The organism is Bradyrhizobium sp. LjRoot220, assembly GCF_964252915.1.
GTDB lineage: Bacteria > Pseudomonadota > Alphaproteobacteria > Rhizobiales > Xanthobacteraceae > Bradyrhizobium.
On sequence record NZ_CAXUPS020000003.1, the window covers coordinates 688,132 to 710,584 of the forward strand.

Below are 22,453 nucleotides of genomic sequence, written 5' to 3' on the forward strand. Positions count from 1 at the left end.
TTCTTATCCGTTGATGTCTGCGAATTTGGCCCGGAACAGCGCGAAGCCGGTTTTCAGGCGGCTGCGAATACGGGAGATGTTGAACAACCAGCACAGGGTCGCATAGGTGATCAGCCCGGCGCTGGCCAGCACGGCGCAGGCGGTGAGATCGGCGACATGCAGGTTTCTGTCGAGTGTCGCGACTGTCAGCGCCATGACCAGACCGGCGATCATGACCAGTGCCAGCCGGCCGAGCGGCAGCGGGACCTTGAATGCAAAGCGGCTGAGGATCAGCGCACCGGCGAATCCGACGACGTCGGCGCCGAGCCGCGCCCAGGCCGCGCCGACCGTGCCGTAATGGCTGACCAGGACGTAGGACAGGATCACGTTGGCCGCGATGATCGAAGCGGTGTTGATCAGATAGAAGGAGTTGCGCCCGGAGAGCAGGAAGCTTGCGTGCAGGTATTGCTGGGTCAGGATCTGGAAGACCACGGCCACGGCGATGATCGGCATGGTCTGCGCCGCCAGCTCGCGGAAATCCGGCCCGAGAATGATGCTGGCGACATGGGTGGAAATCACCGCAAAGCCGAGGCAGGCCGGCAGCGTGATGCTGAGCAGCAGCTCGGCGCAATCGGAAAGGTGCGAGCGCACCGCCGCGTCGCCCTTGCTGGCATGAATCTGGATCGCCATCGGAAAGAACGCCGCGGCGGCGGCCATGGCCGGCATCATCAGCGTCTGCCGGACCAGGTCGAGCGCGGCGACATATTTGCCGGCGTCCGCCGCGCCGACCAGATTGGCGATCATGAAGCGATCGGTGACGCTGGAGATCGCAAGCAAGGTAAGCGAGAGGGTGAGGGGCAGGCCGGTCTTCGCCAGCGCCGCAAGGCCGCTGCCGTCGAATTTGATTTTGGTGCCGCGCCAGGCGGTTCGCGACTGCACCAGCACCGCAAGCAGGTAGGCGAGCGCCGACGACAACAGCAGCAGGAAGCCGGACGGGCTGACCAGCGCCACGATCATGCCGAGGCCGAGCACGGCGACGGCGCGGACCAGCGTGGCCTTCATGACCGAGAGCGCCATCAGCCGGGCGCGAACCAGGTCCTGGGTCAGTTCGAACAGGCCGATCGCGACCGAAAGCACGACCGCCGCCAGCGCCGCATGCGTATCCAGTCCAACCAGCCGCCCAAGGACGTAGGCGATCGGCGCGGTGAGACAGCAGATCAGGTAGCCCGAGATGACGCGGCCGCGCACATCGGTGCCGTCGTCCCGGGCGTGCCCGCTCAGAATGAGATTGCGAAACCAGCCGACGAGGAAAACGCTGATCACGGACGCAAAGCCGATGCCCAGCAGATAGACGCCATAATCATGCGGCGAGAACAGCCGTGTGAAAATGAACACGCTCAATAGCCCCAGCAATGCCGAGAGGATATTGGCGGTCAGATTGATGCTGGCTTGTCCGATCAGCATGGCGCTGCGAGCCCCGCGGGTTCGTCGCCAGCGGCAACGCGCCCGAGCATGGCGCCGTGCGCCATCGGGTTCATCGCGCAAGTCTCGCTGACGATATCGTTCAAGGCCGTGCTCCTTCGGGACGCAGAATCCCTTTGGCGGTCAATGAGCAAGATCGATGCCGGAGAGGTCGATGTATCGAACCGGCGGTCTGCAGTGGTTAATTTTGCGTGGGCGTTTACCATCGCGCGCCGGTTAACCGCGCGAAGTAACCATGCTGAAAGCGCGAAACGGGCGCGGCGCGGGCTGATACGAAGTTTGCCCGGATATTGCACAGCACGATTCCGCATCGCCGATGCTCTTCGGCATGAGTGTTTGCCTATGACAGATCGCTCGCGAATCCCGTCTGATTTCCCAGCGCCCGGCGAGGACGCCGCGGCGTTAACCCGTTTCGGCACACCTGAGCTGTCAGGGGTGTCCGCTTTTGAAACGGTGAAGGCCGGTCGCGGTTGCGGCCGCATCGCGAGGCCTCGGCAATGAAGTACCGTGCGGATATTGACGGCCTGCGGGCTCTCGCCGTTGTTCCGGTGGTTCTTTACCATGTCGGCGTACCCGGCTTCGCGGGCGGCTTCGTCGGCGTGGACATCTTCTTTGTCATCTCGGGTTATCTGATCTGCGTCATGATCGATGCGGATATCCGCGACGGGTCGTTCTCGCTCGGAAATTTCTACAAGCGCCGGATCCTGCGCATCCTGCCGGCGCTGTTCGTGATGTTCCTGGTCACGAGCATCTTTGCCTATGTCTATTTTCTTCCGGCCGAACTGATCGGCTATTCGAAGAGCCTTGCCAGCGCTATCGGCTCGGTTTCCAATGCCTATTTTGCGCAGACCGCCGGATACTTCGATGCCCCGGCCGAAACCAAACCTCTGCTGCATACCTGGTCGCTCAGCGTCGAGGAGCAGTTCTACGTCATCGCGCCGTTGTTGATGCTTCTTGTCTATCGCCGGCTGCCGAAGCTCGCCAAACCGTTGTTCGCGGTGGTCGCTGCGCTCTCGCTTGCGGCAGCAATCGCCATGAGCACGAGGAATCTTACCTTTACGTTCTATCTGACGCCTTTCCGTGCCTGGGAACTGGCACTCGGTGCGATGCTGGCGGTCAAGTTCATCCCGGCACCGCGAACCCTGTTCTGGAAGAACATGTGCGGCGGAGCCGGATTGTTGCTGCTGTTCGGTGTGATCCTGCTCGGATCGTCCACGGCGCCGCTTCTGCTGATGACGTCGCTCGCCTGCCTCGGCGCGGCGCTGGTGATCGCTTCCAGCGAGAATGGGGGATCGATGGCCGGACGGCTGCTGTCGCTGCCACCTTTGGTCGCCATCGGGCTGATATCCTATTCGCTCTATTTGTGGCACTGGCCGCTGATCGTGTTCCAGCGCACCGATCTGCTGTTCGGCGCGGAATCGGCAGCGTCGACCAAACTGACGTTGATCGCGCTGTCGGTGGGGCTCGCCTATCTGTCGTGGAAGCTGGTCGAGCTGCCGTTCCGTTCGATGGCGCGGGGGACATCGAAGGGCGCCGTCTTCGGTGCCGCATCGGCCGCCATCGGCTCGACCTTTGCGCTATGCGCAGGGGTGCTCGTCGTGAGCGGCGCGCCATATCGCTTTCCACAACGCGTCGTGGAGATCGGTTCTTATCTCGCCTACGATTCGTCGGCGGCGTTCCGGACCGGACGCTGCTTCATATCGGCCAACCGCCAGCGCTTCGACGCCGAGACCTGCCTGAAACCGGATCCGGCGCGGCCGAACTATCTGCTCATTGGCGACAGCCATGCCGCGCACCTCTGGTCCGGGCTGTCCATCGCGATGCCGCAGGTAAACATCATGCAGGCAACCGCCAGCGAATGCCGCCCGGCTGTTCCGGCGGTGGCGCGGGGAGAAACGAAAGCCTGTCGCGATCTGATGGAACTGGCCTTCAACGACTTCCTCGCCAACAACCGGGTCGACAAGGTCATCCTCTCCGCATCATGGAAGGATGATGACCTGCCGCACCTGTCTGCGACACTGGATATCCTGAAGTCCAGGAGGATTGACGTCACCGTGCTTGGGCCGATCGTCGAATATGATTCCCCGCTGCCACGGCTCCTGATCGACGGGATTCTGCGCGACCGTCCTTCCTTTGCCAGCACAAGGCGCACGCGCGGCATTCGGGAGCGCGATCTCGCCATGAGCGATTTGGTAAGGGCGCGCGGCGCGACCTATTCATCGGTCTACGAGGCGGTCTGCCGGGACGATCGTTGCGATGAGTTCGTGGAAGCCGATATTCCGATCCAATTCGACGCAGGACATCTCACCGACAAAGGTGCAGCCGAGGTCGGCCGAAGGCTATCGCCTGCCTTCGGCAACAAATTGACGAGGACGACCGATGTTTCGAACTGAACGTACCGTGCCGCGCCGCCGGGTTGGCCTCAGGCGGCTGTTTTTGTTTCTGCTGGCTTTTGTGTTGAGCCTGCTGTTGCTCGCGCGCGTCGACAGCAACGCCGCCCCGCGTGTCAACTCCAGTCCTGTCGGTTCAAGTCCTGCGAAATTTGCCGGCGCGTTCGTCGATTGGGGTCCCGTTGGGCGCGAGCGCACCCTGCAGGCCTGGGAAAAGTGGTTGAAGCAGCCGCCATCGTCGGTGGTGGGCGTTGATTTCTACGGCCAGGCGAACTGGGAAGACTTCCACAAGCTTACCTGGGTTCCCGGCATTTGGAAAAAGCTGAACCCGTCGCGGAACGTCGTCTGGTCGGTGCCGCTGACGGTGCCGGGGACGCCGCTCGCCGACGTCGCCAACGGCCTTCACGACGCCGACTTCGAGGCGGCGGCCCGTGCCATCGCCGATGCGCAGCCAAGGGCGATCATCCGTCTCGGCTGGGAGATGAACCTGGCCCAGATGGCCTGGTTCGCCAAGGACCATGAGGCCGATTACATCGCGGCGTTCCGGCGCGTGGTCGGGATCTTCCGGCGCCATTCCAGCGCGTTCAAATATGATTGGTGTCCGGGATGGGGAACCCAGGACACGCCGGCGGACCGGGCCTATCCGGGCGATGATGTCGTCGACTACATCGGACTGGACGTCTACGATTTCAAACTCGAGGGTACGCCGGAGGAGCGCTGGAACACCTTTTATCTGAAGGCGCCGTTCGGCCTGGAATGGCACCGCGACTTTGCCGCCAGGCATGGCAAGCCGATGAGCTATCCCGAATGGGGCGTCGGCAATTTCGGCGACAACCCGTACTTCATTCAGAAGATGCACGACTGGCTGGTGAAGAACCGGGACAATGTCGTCTACGCCGCCTATTTCGACGTCGACGGATTGTGGCCGACGCAGATCTCCAACGGCCAGTTTCCCAAATCCCAGGAGCTGTTCAGGAAGCGCTTCAGCCGCTGAGTCCGGTTGTGACCCGGATTTAATTCAAATTTAACCCCGTCGATTAACCGTCGGGAACAATTCGGCGCTGCCGAGCATGCTGTCGGACCGCAAATTGCAGCAATGCTTTGTATTGTCTGGATCCTAGCGAGCACCATGCGCCAGAGCTTGACCGGATTGCCCACGATGGAAACCGCTGACACCATGCCGAACGCTGCCCGCGCCCTGGCGGCGATCTCGCCGGACCTCGATCCTTTTTCGATCGGGATCGTGGTCTGCATTCCCTGCTTTCGCCGGCCGCGGCATCTGCGGCAGACGCTGGAATCGCTGGCCAGCCAGCGTACCAGCCATCGCTTTGCGGTGGTCATGGTCGAGAACGATGCGTTGCGGAGCGAGAGCGTTCCGGTTGCGACGGAATTCCTGGCATCGAACAAGTTCCCCGGTCTCTGCGTGGTCGAGCCGCGCCAAGGCAATTGCCATGCGATCAACGCGGCGTTCGAGACGGCGCTGGCAACCTTCCCCGCGGCGACAAGCTTCCTGATGATCGACGATGACGAAATTGCCTCGCCGGACTGGCTGGAACGCATGATATCGACGGCCGAAGCCACCGGGGCCGACATCGTCGGCGGGCCGGTCATGCCCGACTTCGACGACGCGCAAAAGCGCGGGCTGCGTCGTCACCCGGCCTTTGCGCCGGCCTATGACACCTCGGGGCCGGTTCCGGTGATCTATGGCTGCGGCAATTGCCTGATCAGGCGCTCGGTGTTCGAGCGTGTCGACGCCCCGGCATTCGACCTGCGTTTCAATTTCCTCGGCGGCGGCGACACTGATTTCTTCTACCGCTGCCTGCGGCTGGGCATGCGGTTTCACTGGGTAGCGGAAGCCACCATCAGCGAGACGGTGCCGCCGAGCCGGACCAGGCTGAGCTGGCTGATCAGCCGCGGCTTGCGGATCGGCGCGATCAATTATCACGTCCAGCGCAAGGCGACGCCGACGCTCTGGTTGCGCGCCAGGCTGACGCTCAAATTGCTGGCGGCGTTTCCCTTGTCGTTTCTCCACGCCGCACGGGCGGCCTTGACGGAGCGCGACCGGATCATTGCGATGCATCCGATGACGGTGGCAATCGGCAGCGTGCTGGCCGCCATCGGCATCGAACCGCAACCCTACAAGGCCTCGAAGATCACGTGAGCCAACTCGCCATCACGTCTCAGTTTCGCATCGTCGCAGCAGGGGTCTGGCGGCAACAAGTGCCGGACGTGGTCCGCTGCGCCGCGTTCATCGGAGCGTTGGTGCTGGCATGGATTTCGTTGCGGCCGTTCGCCGACCTCGGCGAAGTGCAGATCGGTGAAGTCAGCACCGGCAATGAGGCGCCGACCTATCTGGTGTTCGGCGGCCTCGCGGTGCTGATGATTGCGCTCGCGGCGCGTAACAGTATGCAGGGGTTGGCAACATTGCTGACGCCGTCATTCCTGCTGTTCGGCGCATGGATCTGTGTCACGGTGCTCTTGTCGGTCGACCCCGGCACGTCGATGCGGCGGTTTGTTCTGACGGCGTGCGTCATCGCTGTGACGTCGAGCATGCTGCTGCTGCCGAAATCGAAAACTGAATTGATGCGGTTGCTCAGCATCGCGGCGCTGATCCTGCTCGCTGTCTGCTACCTCGGCATCCTGCTGGCGCCGCACCTCTCGATCCATCAGGTAACCGATCCGCAGGAGCCGCTGCTGGCCGGCGACTGGCGCGGTGCGTTCGGTCACAAGAACGTCGCCGCGGGCGTGATGGCGATGCTGCTGTTCCTCGGCATCTACATCGCGCGGTCCGGCGCACTCTTCTCCGGCGCGGCCATTATCGGCCTCAGTTCGCTGTTTCTGTTTCATGCCGCCGGCAAGAGTTCGCTCACCCTGTGCTTCGCCGTGCTGCTGCTGACCTCGCTGACCTCAGTGGTTCGCTCGTTCCGGGTGCGGGCGGTGCTGCTGCTGACGCCGCTGCTGTTGCTGAACATGCTCAGCGTCGGCACCGTCATGAGCGACGGCCTGGCTGCGATCGCCAAGCTGCTGCCGCTGGACGCGACCTTCACCGGCCGTACCGACATCTGGAATTTTGCGCTGGACGCGCTGCGGCAGCGGTTGGCCACCGGCTATGGCTTCGTGGCCTTTTGGGGCAGCAAGGCGTTTGAGGAATTGCCCGCCGGCAAGGAGTGGGCCGCGTTCGCGGCGCACAGCCACAACGGCTATCTCGATACCGCGCTTGGCATGGGCCTGCCGGGGCTGATTCTGCTCATCGTGGTGCTGGTGATCGCGCCGCTGCGGAATTTTCACCAAGCCGATCTCGGCGGCAATAACGGTCCGCTGGCGATGGCGCTGCTGCGCATCTGGCTGTTCGGACTTTATCTGTCGGCGATGGAGAGCTTCTTCCTCGACCGCGCCGATCCCTTGTGGTTCACCTTCCTGGTCGCGGTGTTCGGCCTGCACTATCTGGCGCGGTTTCGCGTCCGGGCGTGAGGGGGCTCAAAGCTGCGCGCGAACCGCGTTCGCGGCGTCCTGCCACCACCCATCGAAGTCGAACGCTGTTTGCACGGGCGGCCGTTTCAGCGCGAAAACGATCCGATCGGCGTAGGCGTCCGCGTCCGATCCCCGCGGCACCAGCACGATGGCGCCGCGATCGATCAATTGCTTGAAGCGCACATGATGGTCGAACTCGTCAGGCAGCGCGGGGCCGGTCACGATCAGCGGCCGGCCGGCCTGCACGCAGGCCAGAACGCTGGAGCGGCGCGCGGTGAGGCCTTCATCGAGCGGATAGCAAAACGCGTCGACCGCGCCGAACAGCCCGAACACCTCGTGATCGGAGGCGACGAAGCCGGATACAATCACGTCATCGGCGATCCCGAGTTCGGTGGCGCGGGCATGAAATTCCTGCTCGACATTGTCGGTGCCGCGGATGAACGAGCCGACATAGACGATCAGCGGCCGCAGCCCGCGCTGCTTCAGGATCGCACCGATCTCCAGCAGCGCATTGGGTTGCTTGGCTGGATAGATCGAACCGAAATGGCCGATTACCAGCCGCCCATCCTGCCTTGCTGCTGCGAGGCGCTGACGCAACTCCGAATCCGCAATCCCCGCCGGCGCCTCTATGTTCGGCGGCAGCGGCGCCAGCACGGATTTTTTCGCGGTCCAGCCGACCAGGGGATCCTCGGTCAGTTCGCGCCGCACCAGCGGCGAGAACATCACAATGGTATTGGCGAGCAGCAGCGCCGGGATATAGGTGATCCGGCGCAGCCAGTGCAGCCCGGCCCATTCGTGCTGAATCAGGACAATTTTGCGCCGCCGCAGCCGCGTCATGGCCATCGCCAGCAGCGGCGCAAACATCACGCGCTTCCAGGCAACGATCGGAAAGTTGCACACAACGCTTTGGGCCGAGCCGACGGCACGCCAGATTTCGGTGAATGATCCTTCGGATCGCGTCAGGGTTAACGTCGTGCAACTCCCGGGCTCGGCCTTCTCGACTGTCTCGCCCAGCAATCGCGTGAATTGCCCGACGCCGCACTGCATTTGCGCTCCCGCGCCGAGAAACAGCGCGCGATATGGAGGTTTTGAAGCCATCGTGGGGTCGCCGCTGCCTTCTCGGTTATGCCAGCGTTAGCCATACATCTCAGACATTATCGTCCGGTAAGCGGGTGCGACACCGCTGCGGCATCCTTCTTGCCAATTGGAGCGTGAAGGTCATCCGGCCGTCTCATAACGGGACATCGGACGACCGGCGGCGTGGCAGCCATCTGAGATTTCGGGACAGCGTGTGCAAGACGCAGCCCGGAATGGGACGTCATCCCGGCAGAAAAAAATTGTAAGTTAAATGGAGTTTGGACGATGGCAGCAGATCGCATTTTCAGCAGTTGGGACGATAGCCATTCGGTGCTGTGGGGGCACGCACCCATCCGGCTTGCGCACAACATGCACAAGTCGCCGCTGTTCTCGATGGAGCGCCTTGCTGAATTGATCGAGCACTATCCGCGCGAGCACTACAGCCTGATGCAGACCGGCGTGAAAGACGGCAAGCGGATCTGGCGGCAGGGCGACATCGGCAATTTCCGCGGCCATCAGGTCATCGACGCGATTTCCAGGGGCGACCTTTGGCTCAATCTGCGCATGGTTTCGGACATCGACTCCCGATACAGCGACATACTGGCCGAGATGTTCGCCGAAATCGGCGAGAAGGTCCCGCACTTCGCGTTGCCGCACCAGTATAACGCCGGCATTCTGATCTCGGCGCCGAACGCACAGGTTCACTACCACGCCGATCTTCCCGGCCAGAGCCTGATTCAAATCGTCGGCCGCAAGCGCGTCCATATCTATCCGTCGAACCCTCCCTTCGTGACGCCGAAGAACCTCGAGGATATCCAGCTGTTCGAGCTCGAACTCGATATGCCCTATCACGAATGGTACGATCGCTATGCGACCGTGCTCGATCTCGAGCCCGGGCAAATGCTGAACTGGCCGCTGAACGCGCCGCATCGCGTCGACAATCTCGGCACCGTCAACATCTCCATGACGGTGGGTTACGAGAACGAAGAGATCAGGCGGACCCGGATCGTCAATCTGGCCAACGGCCTGCTGCGCAATCGCTTCGGATATACGCCCAAGAGCCGCGCGCTCAAGGGTCCGTCGTTCTGGGGCAAGGCGGTGATGCAGAAGGCGCTGCGCAACACGTCCTGGGTCAAGCGAGAGCGCAAGGCGCGCAACGAGATCGAATTCCGGCTCGACCACGACCATCCCGAGCAGGTGGTCGATCTTTCCAAGGATCTTTCCAAGGCGGCATGAAGGCGGCTTGATCGTGACGACACTGACGAACGACGCAGCACGGCACGTGGCCCGAAACCGCACGTCGCAGGTTGCGGCGTTCTCCGTGGAGTTCGACAATTGGGATAGCGTCGCAGGCGGCTGGGCCGCTGCGTATCGTCTCGGACAGGCGACCATTTTCCAGCACGAAAAATGGCTCGCGGCCTGGTATGGCGCGTTCGCCGGACAGCCCGGTATCGAGCCGCTGGTCGCAACGGTCAGGGATCGCGTGACGGGGGAGATCGCACTGCTGCTGCCGCTGATCAGGCGCAAGCTGAAGCGCGTCTGCGTGGTGGAATTCGCCGACCTCGAGCTGACCGACTACAACGCGCCGCTGCTCGGTCCGGCCGCGCCGCGTGAACCGAAGGCGGCGGCCGTCTTGTGGCGCGACTTGCGGCGGGCATTGCGCCGGCTGCCTGGCGGCGCGGATCTCATTCGCTTCAAGAAAATGCCGCTCGATCTGCCGGGCGGCTCCAATCCGCTGGCGATGCTTGATGGTGCCGGACCGTGCGCGCTGAACGGAAATCTCGTCACCACAGGCGAGGATTTCGACCAATACAAGCGCTCGCTCAAGCGCGACGTTCGCCGGGTTCTCGAACGGAGCTGGCGCGCGTTTACGGCGTATCCCGGTGCCGCCTTCAGGATTGCAGGCGAACAGGACGAAGCCCTGCGCGTTCTTGCTGCCCTCGATGCGCAACAGAGCGCCCGCATGCAACATCTCGGGGTAAACTTCGTTCTCGACGACGGGGCCCATGCCGATTTTTACCAAAGCCTCGTGCGTAATGGCGTCGGCGACGGCTATGCCGTGGTGTCGACGCTGACTGTCGGCGAGGAAATCGTCGCGACCTTGCTCGGCGTTCGCAGCGGCCCGCGCTATGTCATGGTGCGGGTCAGCAACGCCGGCGACAAATGGTCGGGTTGTTCGCCGGGCCGGCTGGTCATCGAACGTACCATGGCAGCCTTGCACAAGGACGGCGTGCGCGAGTTCGACTTCAGCGTCGGCGAATACGACTATAAGCGCCGCTTTGGCGTGATGCATCTGCCGCTGGTCGACATCGGCTCCGCGCTGAGCCTGCGCGGATTGCCCTACGCATGGCGCGACCGCGCCGTGCGCGAACTGCGCAACTATCCGAAGCTCACCGCCTATTTGAAGCGGGGGCTCGCCAAACCCTGGTCCCGCGAAGAGAACTGACGATCTGTGGCCGAGACGACACGGTCGTGCAAAACTGTCACACACGGCAGGATTGTGTGGGTGTTCTTCCTGTGTTCGCAAGAGTTCATGATCGCCTTTGCGGCAGCGGCGTATGCTGGTGATCGGGTCAGGGGCTACAGCTGAATACCTCCGTGGGGAGTGCCGACATGCCAGCCTATATCCACCATCACGACGAGATCGAGCCGGCTTTCGTCATTTGTCCAAGCTGCGTCGGGCTGCCGATGTTTGTCAGGGACGTCGAGCCGCATTGGAGCATGGCGAAGATCGACTTCACCTACGAATGCGCCGACTGCGGCGCCGAAGTTCGGCAAACGGTCGTGAAGCCGCAGCTTCAGCACTAAAGTTTGGTTCGTAGGGTGGGCAAAGACGCACTTGCGCCGTGCACACCACTATGTGCGACGCCGGAAGTTGGTGGGCACGCTTGCGCTTTGCCCACCCTACGGATCGGGCCAGCGGCCAGCCTTCCCTCATCACGCCGACCTCGCGATTTGCTGCATTCCAGGCAGCGCCTTTTGCCCATCCTTGCGGAGCTTCCTGCGGGCGACAGTCTCGAATACGATCAAGCGTCGCAATGCCGGAAGTTCATCATGGAAGACCGATCGGAAAATCTGCATTCGTTCTATGCCAGCCTCGTCTGCGCCGCGGCCAAGGTCAGCGATTCACGGATTGAACAGGCGTTTCGCGCGGTCAAGCGCGAACCGTTCGTGGGGCCGGGGCCCTGGCTGATCACGCTCGGCGCACATGATTATGTGAAGACCCCGAATGATGATCCGGCGTTCATCTATCAGAATGCGCTGGTCGCGCTGGACAGCGCGCAGCACCTCAATATCGGAATGCCCAGTGCTCATGCCTACTGGCTCGGGGCCTGCGACTTGAAGGAAGGCGAGACCGTCGTGCAGGTCGGCGTGGGCACGGGATATTATACGGCTATCCTCGCACAACTCGTCGGGCCGCGCGGACAGGTGCACGCCTACGAGATCGACGAAAGCCTGGCGGATCGCGCGCGCGAAAATCTGAAAAGCCTGCCGCAGGCCAATGTTCAGGCCAGGTCGGGCATTTCGCCGGACTTGCCAAAAGCGGATCTGATCTACGTTTGTGCCGGTGCGGCCCAACCAGCCAAGGTGTGGCTCGATGCGTTGCGTCCCGGAGGCCGGCTGTTGTTTCCGCTTGCGCCCGCGGGCGTGCATGGCGGGATGCTGTTAGTCAAACAATCCGATCGGCAGGCGATTTGGCCGGCGAAGTTCTTTGGCCGGGCGCAGTTCATCGGCTGCGTCGGTCTTCAGGACGAGGATGCCGGCCACCGTCTGACGGAAGCGTTTCTCCGCGGCTGGGACCGCGTGCGGTCTCTTCGGCGCGATAACGCCGTCGATGATAGCTGCTGGTTTGCGGGCGATGGCTGGTGGCTTTCGACGGCAGAGGCCGGCACCGCGGGCGAGGATTGATCGTACCTAAACCTGCCGCACCACGCCCGGCTTGCCCGGATCGCATTCCAGCGCATCGCGATCCCAGTTCGCTGAAATCGCCGCGGCTTCGTACGTGCTCTGCAGGAAATCGAGCAGCGCCTGGTCGGGATCGTCGGCCGTGCGCACGGCATCATAGGGCAGGATGAATTCGCCGAGCGCCTCACTGAAGAAGGCTGAGGTCGGCCGCACCTTGGCGGCGCGGAAGCCCGCAGGCTCGGGGTAGGCGTAGGAATAAAACGCGGGATAGTCCACCGCGCCGGAGCCCGGCCAGAAGCCGGCGCTGCTCTCCTCATGCGAATAGGCTTCATGGGCGACCGCGTCGGGCAAATTGGGTACGCCGCCGGGATGGCGCGGCGCGCGCCGGCCGGAGAAACGCGTCACCGCCAAATCAAAACTGCCCCAGAAGAAATGCACCGGGCTGGCCTTGCCGAGGAAGCCGGTGCGGAATTGCTTGAAGACGCGATCGCAGTTCACGAGGATTTGCAGGAAGCGCGTGATCGCGCCGCGATCGTAGCTGGCGTGCACAGTGTCCTGCGAAAACCGGATCGGTTCCGGCAATTCGTTCGGCATCTCATCGATGGGTGCGGCAATACCGAGTTCCGCCAGCGCGGCCATTGTGGCGGCGTAGAACCCGGCGACAGATTGTCCCGCGAGCGCGAACTGCCGCTGCGCGCCATCGCTGGTCGACACGCGCAAGGCATGATCGATGAAATCGAAATCGATCTGGAATGTTCGTGCACCATCCGGTATCGGCGACGTAGTCAAGCCGCGTGGGGTGACATAAAGCGCCACGTGCCAGGAGTGATTCAGCCATGGCGCCTTGGTCAGCCGGATTTTGCCGACGATCTGGGTCCAGAGGTGCAGCGTCGCATAGCTGTCACGCCACGCCGCGGTCGGCAATTCCGGCCACGGGCCTTGCGAAAAGTTGTTCATGCCTGAACCCTGTTTCGATGAAAGCAGCTGACGGATTTCGTATCACGAAATCCGTAACCGGATTTCACGATTTGGTGCATTCCGGGCAGCGCCGCTGACCGCGTGAGGCGCGGTAGAGGCTGCGGCACCACCAGCGCCGTGCAATCGCCTGCAGCGGACGGCGCACCAGCTGAGCCATAAAGAGAAATTCGACCATAGCTAATCCATCGTCCCCGATGGATAGATGGGACGGTACTCCCCAAAGAGAATGCCGCCCCCAATCACATCAGCCATGCAGTTTTTTCGCGGTCTCCGCGATCGCGCGTCCTTGATAGCGCGCGCCGGCGAGCTCGTTGTCGCTCGGCTGGCGGCTGCCGTCGCCGCCGGTGATCGTGCTGGCGCCATAGGGTGAGCCGCCGGTGACTTCATCGAGCTTCATCTGGCCGGCAAAGCCGTAGTTGAGGCCGACGATCGTCATGCCAAAATGCAGGAGGTTGGTGATAACAGAAAACAGCGTGGTCTCCTGGCCGCCATGCTGCGTGGCGGTCGAGGTGAAGGCGCCGCCGACCTTGCCGTGCAACGCGCCCTTGGCCCAAAGGCCGCCGGCCTGGTCGAGGAAATTCGCCATCTGCGACGCCATCCGGCCGAAGCGGGTGCCGGTGCCGATGATGATGGCGTCGTAATCGGCGAGCTCCTCGATCCTGGTGACAGGCGCGGCCTGATCGACCTTGTAATGTGACGCCCTGGCGACCTCGGCGGGTACCAGTTCGGGCACGCGCTTGATGTCGACGGTGGCGCCGGCTTCGCGCGCGCCCGCGGCGACGGCATTCGCCATCGCCTCGATGTGACCGTAGGCGGAATAATAGAGCACGAGTATTTTGGGCATTGTGGGTCTCCTTTGAAGTTGAAAATACAGGATCGTCATGGCCGGGCTTGTCCCGGCCATCCACGTCCTTGGTTTTGAAGGGAAGTCGTGGATGCCCGGCACAAGGCCGGGCATGACGAGTTGTGACTAAGCCGCGTCGACCAGCACCAGTTCGCTATCCTCCAGCGCCGTAATCGTCAGCCTGGTCTCATCCCGGATCGCCACGCCATCGCGGGCGTTGACGCGCACGCCGTTGACTTCGACGCTGCCGGCCGCCGGCACCAGGTAGAGATGCCGCGCCTTGCTTGCCTCGTATTCCGCGCTCTCGCCCGCCTTCAGCGTGGTGGCGAGTACGCGGGCGTCGGCGCGGATCGGCAAGGCGTCCTTGTCGCCGGCAATGCCGCTGGCGATGGTGACGAGCTTGCCGGAGCGATCCGACTTCGGAAACGGTTTGGCGCCCCAGGTCGGATGGCCGCCTTTGGTGGTCGGCTCGATCCAGATCTGGAAAATCCGCGTGTTGGTCGGCTCCAGATTGTACTCGGCGTGACGAATGCCGGATCCGGCGCTCATCACCTGCACGTCGCCGGCTTCGGTGCGACCCTCGTTGCCGAGTGAATCCTGATGGGTGATCGCGCCTTCGCGGACATAGGTGATGATTTCCATGTTGGCGTGGGGATGGGCGGGAAAGCCGGTGTTCGGGGCGATCTCGTCATCGTTCCACACCCGCAAGCTACCATGACCCATATTGTCGGGATCATAATGGCTGCCGAACGAGAAGTGATGTTTTGCCTTCAGCCAGCCGTGGTCGGCGCCGCCGAGTTTTGCAAAGGGTCTGAGTTCGATCATTGCAATATTCCTTTTCAATTTTGTGTGGGCGGCCGGGCGCGACTCGCCCGGCCTCGTCGGGGTGGATGAGTGATCAGGCGCCGAAGCCGCCATCGACATTGAGCACGGTGCCGGTCACGAACGACGCTTCCGGGCTGGTGAGAAACACGACACCGGCCGCGATCTCTTCGGCGGTGCCGTAGCGTTGCAGGGCGTGCTGGGTGCGCTGGGCTTCGGCGGCCTCGCCGCCATCCTTCGGGTTCATGTCGGTGTCGATCGAACCGGGCTGCAGCACGTTGACGGTGATGCCGCGCGGTCCGAGATCGCGCGACGCGCCCTTGCTGTAGCCGACGATCGCCGCCTTGGTGGCGGCGTAGTCGGCAAGGCCCGGGAACGAGGCGCGGGTCGCAATGCCCGAGCCGATCGTGACGATGCGGCCGCCTTCGCCCATCAGCTTCGAGGCGGTGCGGATCGCGGTGACGACGCCATGGACATTGATCGCGTCCTGGCGGGCCAGTGCCGCGGTATCGGCGTTGGCATCATCGACCGTCGCGCTGACGGCGACGCCGGCGTTGTTGACGAGGATGTCGAGCCGGCCGAAATGTTTCGCGACGTCGTTCACGAGCTGCTCGACTTCATCAGATGAAGCCTGGTCGGCCTTGAAGGCGCGGGCTTCGACGCCCCTGGCCTTCAACTCCTTCACGACGGCTTCGGCCTTGTCAGGGGAGGCGACATAGCTGATGGCGACATTGGCGCCCTGATCCGCGAGCGCCCGGGCGCTGGCCGCGCCGATGCCGCGCGAACCGCCGGTGACGAGGGCAACCTTGCCTGAAAGTTTCTTGGTCATTGGATTTCTCCATTGCTTGAATTCCGATGACCATTGGATATGCGTCCCGCCTTGGTATAGAAATAGAAACTATGGAAACTCATTGTTTCTATATATGATATAATGCGAGTTGCCGGAATCCGGATGTCCGGATCGCGCAAACCCGGAAATCGGCCAATTTGACCGAACCACAGGGCAGGCTGGCCAGACTGATGCCAAGTCCCTCGGGCGCGAGGCACCGGGGCGAGGTCAGGGCCCCATCGTTCGGCGCCGTATCGAGGAGTTTGGTGAATGAACGCCGTTCGTCGCGGAGTACTGGGATTCATGGGAGCGCTGCTGATGGCCGGGCCGTCCGATGCTGGCGGCCAGAAAGCGGCCTCGTCCGGTCAGGATGCCGCCGCTAAAGCGCGGCGAGCATCCGTGAAGCCCCGTCACGTCCTTTGCTTCCTTGGCGGTGCGAACGGCCTGGCTCGTTTATCGGACGCCGCCTCATCGGCGATCCGCGATTTCGCTACCGGTTTTGCCGTCGATCACACCTATTCGCAGGACAAGTCGGATCCGCGCATGAGCCGCTCGTTCGGGGTCTCCTGGGATCGCGTGCATCCCAATGCCCGTCTGGGCGCCGATGAGGACGCCGTGGAAAATCACCAATCGGTGCTCTACGTGCTGGGCCCGCCCATGACGTCGGAAACCGCCATTGTCGTTTCCACCGGTGCCCTGATGCTGGTTCACCAGGTCGTCAAGGCGGGGGCGACCGCCGTCAAGGGCGAGAGCGCCGGTGTCGCGCACGGCCTCACCAGGTGGAACGAACTCATCCTTCAGGCCAGTGCGGCGCTGAAATCCGATGACGATTTCGCGTTGCGCCGCGCGTGCCGCCTGGCATTCGCCAAACGGCCGCTGGCCTCGGACGATTATCTGGAAAGCGTCGGTTTTCACCTCACGGGGTTGCCGGAAGTGTTCGTGCCGAAGTTCCACGGCAGCGAACGCGAAGCCGTCGCGGCCATGGATGCGGTCGCCGACGAGATCGCGCGGCACGGACTGGAGGCGACGCTCAAGTCGCGCCGCGCAACGCTCTCCTTCGAGTCGGATTACGCCGAAGCTGACTTCAAATTCAATCCCTATGGTATCGTGAAGCTCGCATCCTGACGTCGGGCGAGGCCCGATTTAATCTGATCCTACAGGCGGGCCGAATGGCGAAACTTCCGGATTTCGAAGCGCTTGCGATCTTTGCAAAGGTCGTGGAGTTGCGCTCGTTCGCGGCGACCGCAACCGAGCTCGCGCTGTCCAAGGCCACGGTATCGAAGGCGGTGAGCCGGCTCGAACAACGGCTCGGCGCGCGGCTGTTCAACCGCACCTCGCGGCGGCTCGCGCTGACCGATGCCGGACAAAAGCTGGCCGAGCGCGCGACGCAGCTATTGGCCGACGGCGAGGCGGCCGAGAACGAGGCGTTGTCGCAATCGATGGCGCCGCGCGGGCTGGTGCGGTTCGCGGTGCCGATGACGTTCGGCATCAAGGCGGTGGCGCCGCTGTTGCCGGAATTCCTCGCGCGATATCCGGAAGTCTCGATCGATCTGCATCTCAGCGACGCCACGGTGGACCTAATCGGCGAGGGATTTGACGCCGGCCTGCGCATCGCGCGGCTGCCGGATTCCTCGCTGATCGCGCGGCGGCTCTGCGCCATGCCGCGCTACACGGTGGCCGCTCCCTCCTATCTCAAACGCCACGGCCGGCCGACGCACCCAATGCATCTCGCCCAGCACAAATGCTTCGGCTACACTTATCTGTCGACGCAAGGCGTCTGGCACTACACCAACGCATCAGGCGAACAGGCCAGCGTGCGCCCGGCGGGCCAGCTGCGCGTCAACAATGGCGAGGCGGTTCTGCCGTCGGTCATTGCCGGCCTCGGCATTGCCGATCTGCCCGATTTCATCGTCGGCGACGCCATCGCCTCCGGCAAGCTCGAAGTGGTCTTGAAGGGCTGGAAGCAGCCGGAAAGCGCGGTGCATCTGGTAACCCCGCCCGGCGGCCCGCGCCCCGCCCGCGTCGAGGTGCTGGCGGAGTTTTTGCTGCAGCATTTTGCCAAGGGGAAGAAGAAGGCTTCGTAGGGTGGGCAAAGCGACTTGTCCGCCGCAGCTCGAAGAGCGAAGGCGGAAGCGTGCCCACCATCTCACACATGATATGGTTCGCCATGTCTCAATACCGTCGAGCCAAAGGCAGCGTCTTTTTCTTCACGGTCGTTCTCGCCGACCGGTCGAGCAATCTGCTTGTGGAGCAAGTCTCGTCTTCGGAAGGTCTATCGGACTGCGATGGAACGCCGGCCGTTTGACACAGTCGCGATTTGCATCTTGCCGGATCACATTCACGCCGTTTGGGCGCTGCCGGAAGGCGATACTGATTTCGCGACCCGCTGGAGTCTGATCAAGAGCGGCTTTTCGCGAGGTCTCGAAGCGCAACCACGATCGGAAAGCAAGATTCTCAAACGCGAAAAAGGCATCTGGCAACGGCGCTATTGGGAACACGCGATCCGCGATGACGCGGATCTCGAGAGGCATATCGATTACATCCATTACAATCCGGCGAAGCATGGGCATGTCACACGCGTCGCTGATTGGCCGCACAGCAGTTTTCATCGATATGTTGAGCGCGGCGAACTGGCGGCGGATTGGGGTGGAGACGTGAAGGAAATCCGAGGAGCGTTCGGAGAATAGATGGTGGGCACGCTTCCGCCTTCGCTCTTCGAGCTATGGCGGACAAGTCGCTTTGCCCACCCTACGATTTCGGGCTAGGCTACCCCCAATAACCAAAACAAACTCCGGGGGAAATGCCAATGAACCGACGCGAACTCCTGAAAGCCGCTGCCGTGCTGCCGCTGGCGCAAACCGCGCTCTCGCATGCGGCGTTTGCGCAAGGCGCCTATCCCTCGCGCAACATCACCATGATCGTGCCGTTTCCGCCGGGCGGCCAGGCTGATCTGGCGGCGCGGCCGGTGGCGCAGGCGCTTGAAAAAATCCTCGGCAAGCCCGTGCTGGTCGACAACCGCGCCGGCGGCGGCGGCGGGTCGGTCGGCAATGCGGCGGCGGCGCGCGCCGAGCCTGACGGCTATACGTTGCTGATGACGCTGTCGTCGCTGGCGGTGCTGCCGGAGGCCGACCGGCTGTTCGACCGGCCGGTGGCCTATGAAGTATCGCAGTTTGCGCCGGTCGCGCGCGTGCTCGCAGATCCCACGCTGCTCGCGGTCCCGGCCTCGGCGCCGTGGAAGACGCTGCAGGATTTCGTCGATGACGCCAAAAAACGCCCCGGCCAGATTCCCTACGGCTCGTCGGGCCCCTATGGCACGCTGCATGTGGCGATGGAAATGTTTGCCGCGAGCGCCGGCATCAAATTGCTGCACGTGCCGTTCCGCGGCGCCGCACCGGCGTTGACCGCATTGCTCAGCGGCACCGTACAGGCGGTGGCCTCGGCGCCGGGCACGCTGAAGCAGCAGGTCGATGACGGCAAGATGCGCGTGCTGGCGAACTGGGGCGCGGCGCGGATCGCCAGCTTCCCCGATCTGCCGACTTTCCAGGAGCTCGGCTACAAGGACGTCGAGTTCTACATCTGGGCGGGATTGTTCGCGCCGAGCGCGCTGCCGGCGCCGATCATGACGCAGTTGCGCAACGCGATGGCGCAGGCGGTGAAGGCGCCCGAAGTGATCAAGACCTTCGAGACCGCGGGCAGCCCGGTCGCCTACATGGACGCACCGGAGTTCGCAAAATTCGTTGCCGACGACAGCGCGCGGCTGGTTGCCGCCGTGAAGAAGATCGGCAAGGTGGAGTAGGGGTTTGGCTCAGAAGGCGCTGCGGATGGCGCCCCGCAGCGTGTGCCGGTCGAATCCGGCTGCGAACGCGCCCTCGTAGGAGGCCTTGAACGACGTCGTGGCCGTAAGGTCCCACCTTGCCTCGATGCCGGTGAGCGCTGTGGTGCGGGCGCGTCCGACGCCGGTGATCGCAAATTGAATTCCCGGCGCGCCTTCGAAGGCCGCTGTCATGGCTGGCGCATTGCCGGAAAACTCATGGCGCGCGCCGAGCGTGACGCCGAATTGCGCTGCAAGGCCATTGGCCATCACGGTCTGGTGCATCAAGCGCAGACCCGCGGTGCCGAACAACGCATCGAAGCCGCCGGCTTGTACGATCTGGTTCACACCGGGTGCGCCGGTTTCGCTAAAGCCGTTCTGCCGCGTCGCGTACCAGTCGAGGTTGGCAAAGGGTTCGGCCTTGAGGTCGCCGAACTGGAACGGGCGCGCAATCCCGACCGTGGCGGCAAACGTGTTGGCATGGGACCGGCCGGTGGCGGTCTCTCCCAGGAATGCGACCGTGCGCGAAGATTCGAGCGCCGCGAAGGAATAGCTGATGGCCGATGCGAGGTTGAATCCGTAGCTTTCGCCGCGCGCGTAAAAACCGCCGTGGCCGGCATTGGCCTCGATGCTGTCGGCGCGGCCCGCCATCCGCAGCTTGCCGCTCGAGGCGCCGACCGCAAGGCCCGCGGCGAAGTCTGCGGTGTGCCACAGATCGACGCCGAGCGCCGCGCCGCCGACGCTTGCACTCGTGCCGAAGGCGATGTCTGTCGCGGCCGCCTTGACCCAGTTGCCGTAGCCGCCAACCCACACGGTCTGTGCTGGCGCGATGCGTCGCAGCCCGAGCGCCTTGCCAATCGGGTCCGTTGGCTGCGGCGCGTAGGAGGAAGCCGATGCACGAAAGGTCTCGCCGCGCGACTGGGTACCGGCGTTCCACATGAAATTCTGGAAGGCTCCGGCTTGATCGATGGTGAACCGGCGGCCATCGGCGTGAATTTGCCCGGCGAGATCGTCGAAACCGGCCTTGATGCCCGGCGCGTTGAGCGCGGCGAGCGTGTTGATGGCGGTGGAGAGTGGCTCGGACACGCCACCTGGCTGGGCCGTGTCGAGCGCGCCGGCCACGGCGGCCTGGTTCGGGGTCAAACCAGACACCGACAGCGTGCCGAAGCCTGCGATCTGCTGCAGCATGAAATACGCATTGTTGGCGTCGTAGCTGAGCTGCCCTGAAACCAGCGGCGCGGTCAGCGGCGCCAGTGATGCGAAGGTGCCGGTGACGCCGCCGGCCGCGGAGACGATCGTGTATTGCGTGTTGGCAAGAAAGCCCGTGCCGAGTGGCACGATCTGCACGGTGCCGCCATGGAGGGTCGCCGTGCCGGTCGCCGCGATCTTGTCGGATTGTCCGGCGGCGTTGATTTCGACGTGGTAGGTCGAGCCGGCATTGAAGGTGACATTGCCGTTGACGTTGGTGGTGCCGATTGAATTGCCGGGCGCGACCGTAGCGCCATTGTTGACGACGAGACCGCCGACCGTACCGGTGCCGCCGAGATAGCCGCCATTGACGGTGACGATGGACGGCAAGGTGCCGTTCACGATCAGGCCGCCGGCATCCACCGTCGTCGCGCCGTTGAAAGTGGTATTGCCGGTCAGTGTCCAGACCGAGGTGCCGGTTTTCCGCAGCAATTCGAACTCGTCATATTGCAGGCCGGCGCCGAGATTGCCGAGATTGAACGTGGCGCTTCCGGTCCCGCCAAATCCCAGGGTGTCAGTGCCGGTGCCGCCAAATACAAGTCCGGTGATGGCCGATCCTGGCGCCAGCGTGAGCGAGTCCGCGCCACCCGACAAATTTATCGCGGTGCCGCCGCCGCCCGTGATCGTGCCCGAATTGAAGACGGTGTCGACGCCGGTCGATCCCGTGATTCCCGCAGCGACGGTCCCGGAAATCGTACCGGAATTGTTGATCGTATTGCCGCCGGCGTTGAAAAAAATGCCATCAAAGCCGATGACGGATCCGCCAGCGAGCACATTGATTGAATTTGAAGTCGATGTCCCGACAACAACCACACCTTGCGCGCTGACGGCGTTAGCGAACGCAGTGCCGCCGATGTTGACGGTGTTGTTGTTGGAATCGACAACGCCAACGGCAACCGAGCCGACGCTGGTGACCGTGACAAGCCCTCCGGCTGCAATCGTTATCGTGTTGTTGGCGGAGCCACTGGTGATTAGCACTCCATCGCTGTTGGCGTGCTGAATCGTTCCCTGATCATTGACATTCACCTGCGATGAGGAAGTATTTGCCAACCTGACCGCCGTAAAGGCGGCTGGCATAAGCGAAGCCGGGGTGCCTCCCGTGCCGATATCGACCGTGACATTGGTCTTGCCCGTAGCGTTGATGTTGTCGGTGTTGCCCAGGCCCGTGCAGGTCGCCACATCGTTGGAGTCGAGTGCGCCGATGGTGCCGGTGCCGGCCACCGTGCAGGCGGCGCGCGCCGGGCCGGGCGGCAGCGCGAGCAGTCCCCCGAGTACGAGCGGCGCCAGCGCGGTGGTGACGAGCAGCCTGTTGCGCAAGATATTCGGCATGGCGGCGTTTTGGGCGCGGGCCTGTATTCCAGTCGGCATCGGCAGTTCCTTCGTTGCAGTATCTGAACTGCTAGCGGGAACGTCGCGACGCTTCTTGGAGCTGTGCGAAACGCGTTATGGCCAAGGGCGCAGGACGCCAGTTCGTGCCGGCCTGTTGCAGCGCTGCCACGGACGGCCGGGCTGGCGGCGCGACGCGTTGCCGCACCGAATGGACTGCGGCGCAAGATTAAATGGCCTGACGCGCAATTGCGTTTGAGGACGTTGCGCCGGGCCGCCAAGCCGATATT

The 22,453-nt window shown here is 63.3% G+C and carries 18 protein-coding genes and 1 pseudogene; 12 read left to right on the forward strand and 7 right to left on the reverse strand.

Going from position 1 to position 22,453, the window contains the following annotated elements:
* Positions 1-3: 3 nt before the first annotated feature.
* The gene (locus ACSQ84_RS17395; protein ID WP_436212900.1) at positions 4-1,443 is read right to left on the reverse strand and encodes a lipopolysaccharide biosynthesis protein; all 1,440 of its coding nucleotides are present in this window, start codon (positions 1,441-1,443) and stop codon (positions 4-6) included.
* 515 nt (positions 1,444-1,958) lie between these two features.
* On the opposite strand from ACSQ84_RS17395, the gene ACSQ84_RS17400 reads away from it, so the two are divergent.
* The 4 genes from ACSQ84_RS17400 (at position 1,959) to ACSQ84_RS17415 (ending at position 7,322) form a co-directional block, all read left to right on the forward strand.
* Positions 1,959-3,854 carry an acyltransferase family protein gene (locus ACSQ84_RS17400; RefSeq protein ID WP_436212901.1) on the forward strand — a complete coding sequence of 632 codons (1,896 nt, stop codon included), beginning with the start codon at positions 1,959-1,961 and terminating at the stop codon, positions 3,852-3,854.
* Positions 3,841-4,845 carry a glycoside hydrolase family 26 protein gene (locus tag ACSQ84_RS17405; protein ID WP_436212902.1) on the forward strand — a complete coding sequence of 335 codons (1,005 nt, stop codon included), beginning with the start codon at positions 3,841-3,843 and terminating at the stop codon, positions 4,843-4,845. The genes ACSQ84_RS17400 and ACSQ84_RS17405 overlap by 14 nt, the downstream gene beginning before the upstream one ends.
* A gap of 147 nt (positions 4,846-4,992) precedes the next feature.
* Positions 4,993-6,012 carry a glycosyltransferase family 2 protein gene (locus tag ACSQ84_RS17410; RefSeq protein WP_436213107.1) on the forward strand — a complete coding sequence of 340 codons (1,020 nt, stop codon included), beginning with the start codon at positions 4,993-4,995 and terminating at the stop codon, positions 6,010-6,012.
* On the forward strand, positions 6,009-7,322 hold the full coding sequence (locus ACSQ84_RS17415) for an O-antigen ligase family protein (RefSeq protein WP_436212903.1): 1,314 nt from the start codon (positions 6,009-6,011) through the stop codon (positions 7,320-7,322). Before ACSQ84_RS17410 ends, ACSQ84_RS17415 begins: the two co-directional genes overlap by 4 nt.
* Before the next feature lie 6 nt (positions 7,323-7,328).
* Here the strand turns inward: ACSQ84_RS17415 and ACSQ84_RS17420 are convergent, their stop codons facing one another.
* Positions 7,329-8,420: a glycosyltransferase gene (locus tag ACSQ84_RS17420; RefSeq protein ID WP_436212904.1), complete on the reverse strand. Its 1,092-nt coding sequence runs from the start codon at positions 8,418-8,420 to the stop codon at positions 7,329-7,331.
* 264 nt (positions 8,421-8,684) lie between these two features.
* Between ACSQ84_RS17420 and ACSQ84_RS17425 the strand changes: the two genes are divergently transcribed.
* The 4 genes from ACSQ84_RS17425 to ACSQ84_RS17440 all read left to right on the forward strand — a co-directional run bounded on the left by ACSQ84_RS17425 (position 8,685) and on the right by ACSQ84_RS17440 (position 12,308).
* Positions 8,685-9,635 (forward strand): hypothetical protein, encoded by a 951-nt coding sequence (locus ACSQ84_RS17425; protein ID WP_436212905.1) that lies wholly within the window; start codon positions 8,685-8,687, stop codon positions 9,633-9,635.
* 13 nt (positions 9,636-9,648) lie between these two features.
* Positions 9,649-10,845: a GNAT family N-acetyltransferase gene (locus ACSQ84_RS17430; protein WP_436212906.1), complete on the forward strand. Its 1,197-nt coding sequence runs from the start codon at positions 9,649-9,651 to the stop codon at positions 10,843-10,845.
* A gap of 167 nt (positions 10,846-11,012) precedes the next feature.
* A complete protein-coding gene (locus ACSQ84_RS17435; protein ID WP_436212907.1) occupies positions 11,013-11,207 on the forward strand; it encodes a hypothetical protein in 195 nt (64 codons plus the stop codon).
* 246 nt (positions 11,208-11,453) lie between these two features.
* Positions 11,454-12,308, forward strand: coding sequence for a protein-L-isoaspartate O-methyltransferase family protein (locus tag ACSQ84_RS17440; RefSeq protein ID WP_436213108.1), 855 nt, complete (start codon positions 11,454-11,456; stop codon positions 12,306-12,308).
* Between the two features lie 6 nt (positions 12,309-12,314).
* Here the strand turns inward: ACSQ84_RS17440 and ACSQ84_RS17445 are convergent, their stop codons facing one another.
* The 4 genes from ACSQ84_RS17445 to ACSQ84_RS17460 all read right to left on the reverse strand — a co-directional run bounded on the left by ACSQ84_RS17445 (position 12,315) and on the right by ACSQ84_RS17460 (position 15,778).
* A complete protein-coding gene (locus tag ACSQ84_RS17445) occupies positions 12,315-13,262 on the reverse strand; it encodes a DUF5996 family protein (RefSeq protein ID WP_436212908.1) in 948 nt (315 codons plus the stop codon).
* Positions 13,263-13,527: 265 nt separating this feature from the next.
* Positions 13,528-14,127: an NAD(P)H:quinone oxidoreductase gene (gene wrbA, locus ACSQ84_RS17450; protein WP_436212909.1), complete on the reverse strand. Its 600-nt coding sequence runs from the start codon at positions 14,125-14,127 to the stop codon at positions 13,528-13,530.
* Between the two features lie 126 nt (positions 14,128-14,253).
* Complete coding sequence (locus ACSQ84_RS17455) at positions 14,254-14,952, reverse strand: pirin family protein (RefSeq protein WP_436212910.1); 699 nt, start codon at positions 14,950-14,952, stop codon at positions 14,254-14,256.
* Between the two features lie 73 nt (positions 14,953-15,025).
* Positions 15,026-15,778 carry an SDR family NAD(P)-dependent oxidoreductase gene (locus ACSQ84_RS17460; RefSeq protein ID WP_436212911.1) on the reverse strand — a complete coding sequence of 251 codons (753 nt, stop codon included), beginning with the start codon at positions 15,776-15,778 and terminating at the stop codon, positions 15,026-15,028.
* Between the two features lie 270 nt (positions 15,779-16,048).
* Here ACSQ84_RS17460 and ACSQ84_RS17465 point away from each other — a divergent pair, with 270 nt between their 5' ends.
* The 4 genes and pseudogenes from ACSQ84_RS17465 (at position 16,049) to ACSQ84_RS17480 (ending at position 19,574) form a co-directional block, all read left to right on the forward strand.
* Complete coding sequence (locus ACSQ84_RS17465) at positions 16,049-16,903, forward strand: hypothetical protein (RefSeq protein WP_436212912.1); 855 nt, start codon at positions 16,049-16,051, stop codon at positions 16,901-16,903.
* Between the two features lie 44 nt (positions 16,904-16,947).
* Positions 16,948-17,862, forward strand: coding sequence for a LysR family transcriptional regulator (locus tag ACSQ84_RS17470; protein ID WP_436212913.1), 915 nt, complete (start codon positions 16,948-16,950; stop codon positions 17,860-17,862).
* Positions 17,863-17,945: 83 nt separating this feature from the next.
* Positions 17,946-18,465 (forward strand): annotated as a pseudogene (locus tag ACSQ84_RS17475) (REP-associated tyrosine transposase).
* A gap of 119 nt (positions 18,466-18,584) precedes the next feature.
* Positions 18,585-19,574, forward strand: a complete 990-nt coding sequence (locus tag ACSQ84_RS17480) for a Bug family tripartite tricarboxylate transporter substrate binding protein (protein WP_436212914.1) — start codon at positions 18,585-18,587, stop codon at positions 19,572-19,574.
* A 9-nt stretch (positions 19,575-19,583) separates the two neighbouring features.
* Here the strand turns inward: ACSQ84_RS17480 and ACSQ84_RS17485 are convergent, their stop codons facing one another.
* On the reverse strand, positions 19,584-22,205 hold the full coding sequence (locus ACSQ84_RS17485) for an autotransporter outer membrane beta-barrel domain-containing protein (RefSeq protein ID WP_436212915.1): 2,622 nt from the start codon (positions 22,203-22,205) through the stop codon (positions 19,584-19,586).
* Positions 22,206-22,453 lie beyond the last annotated feature (248 nt).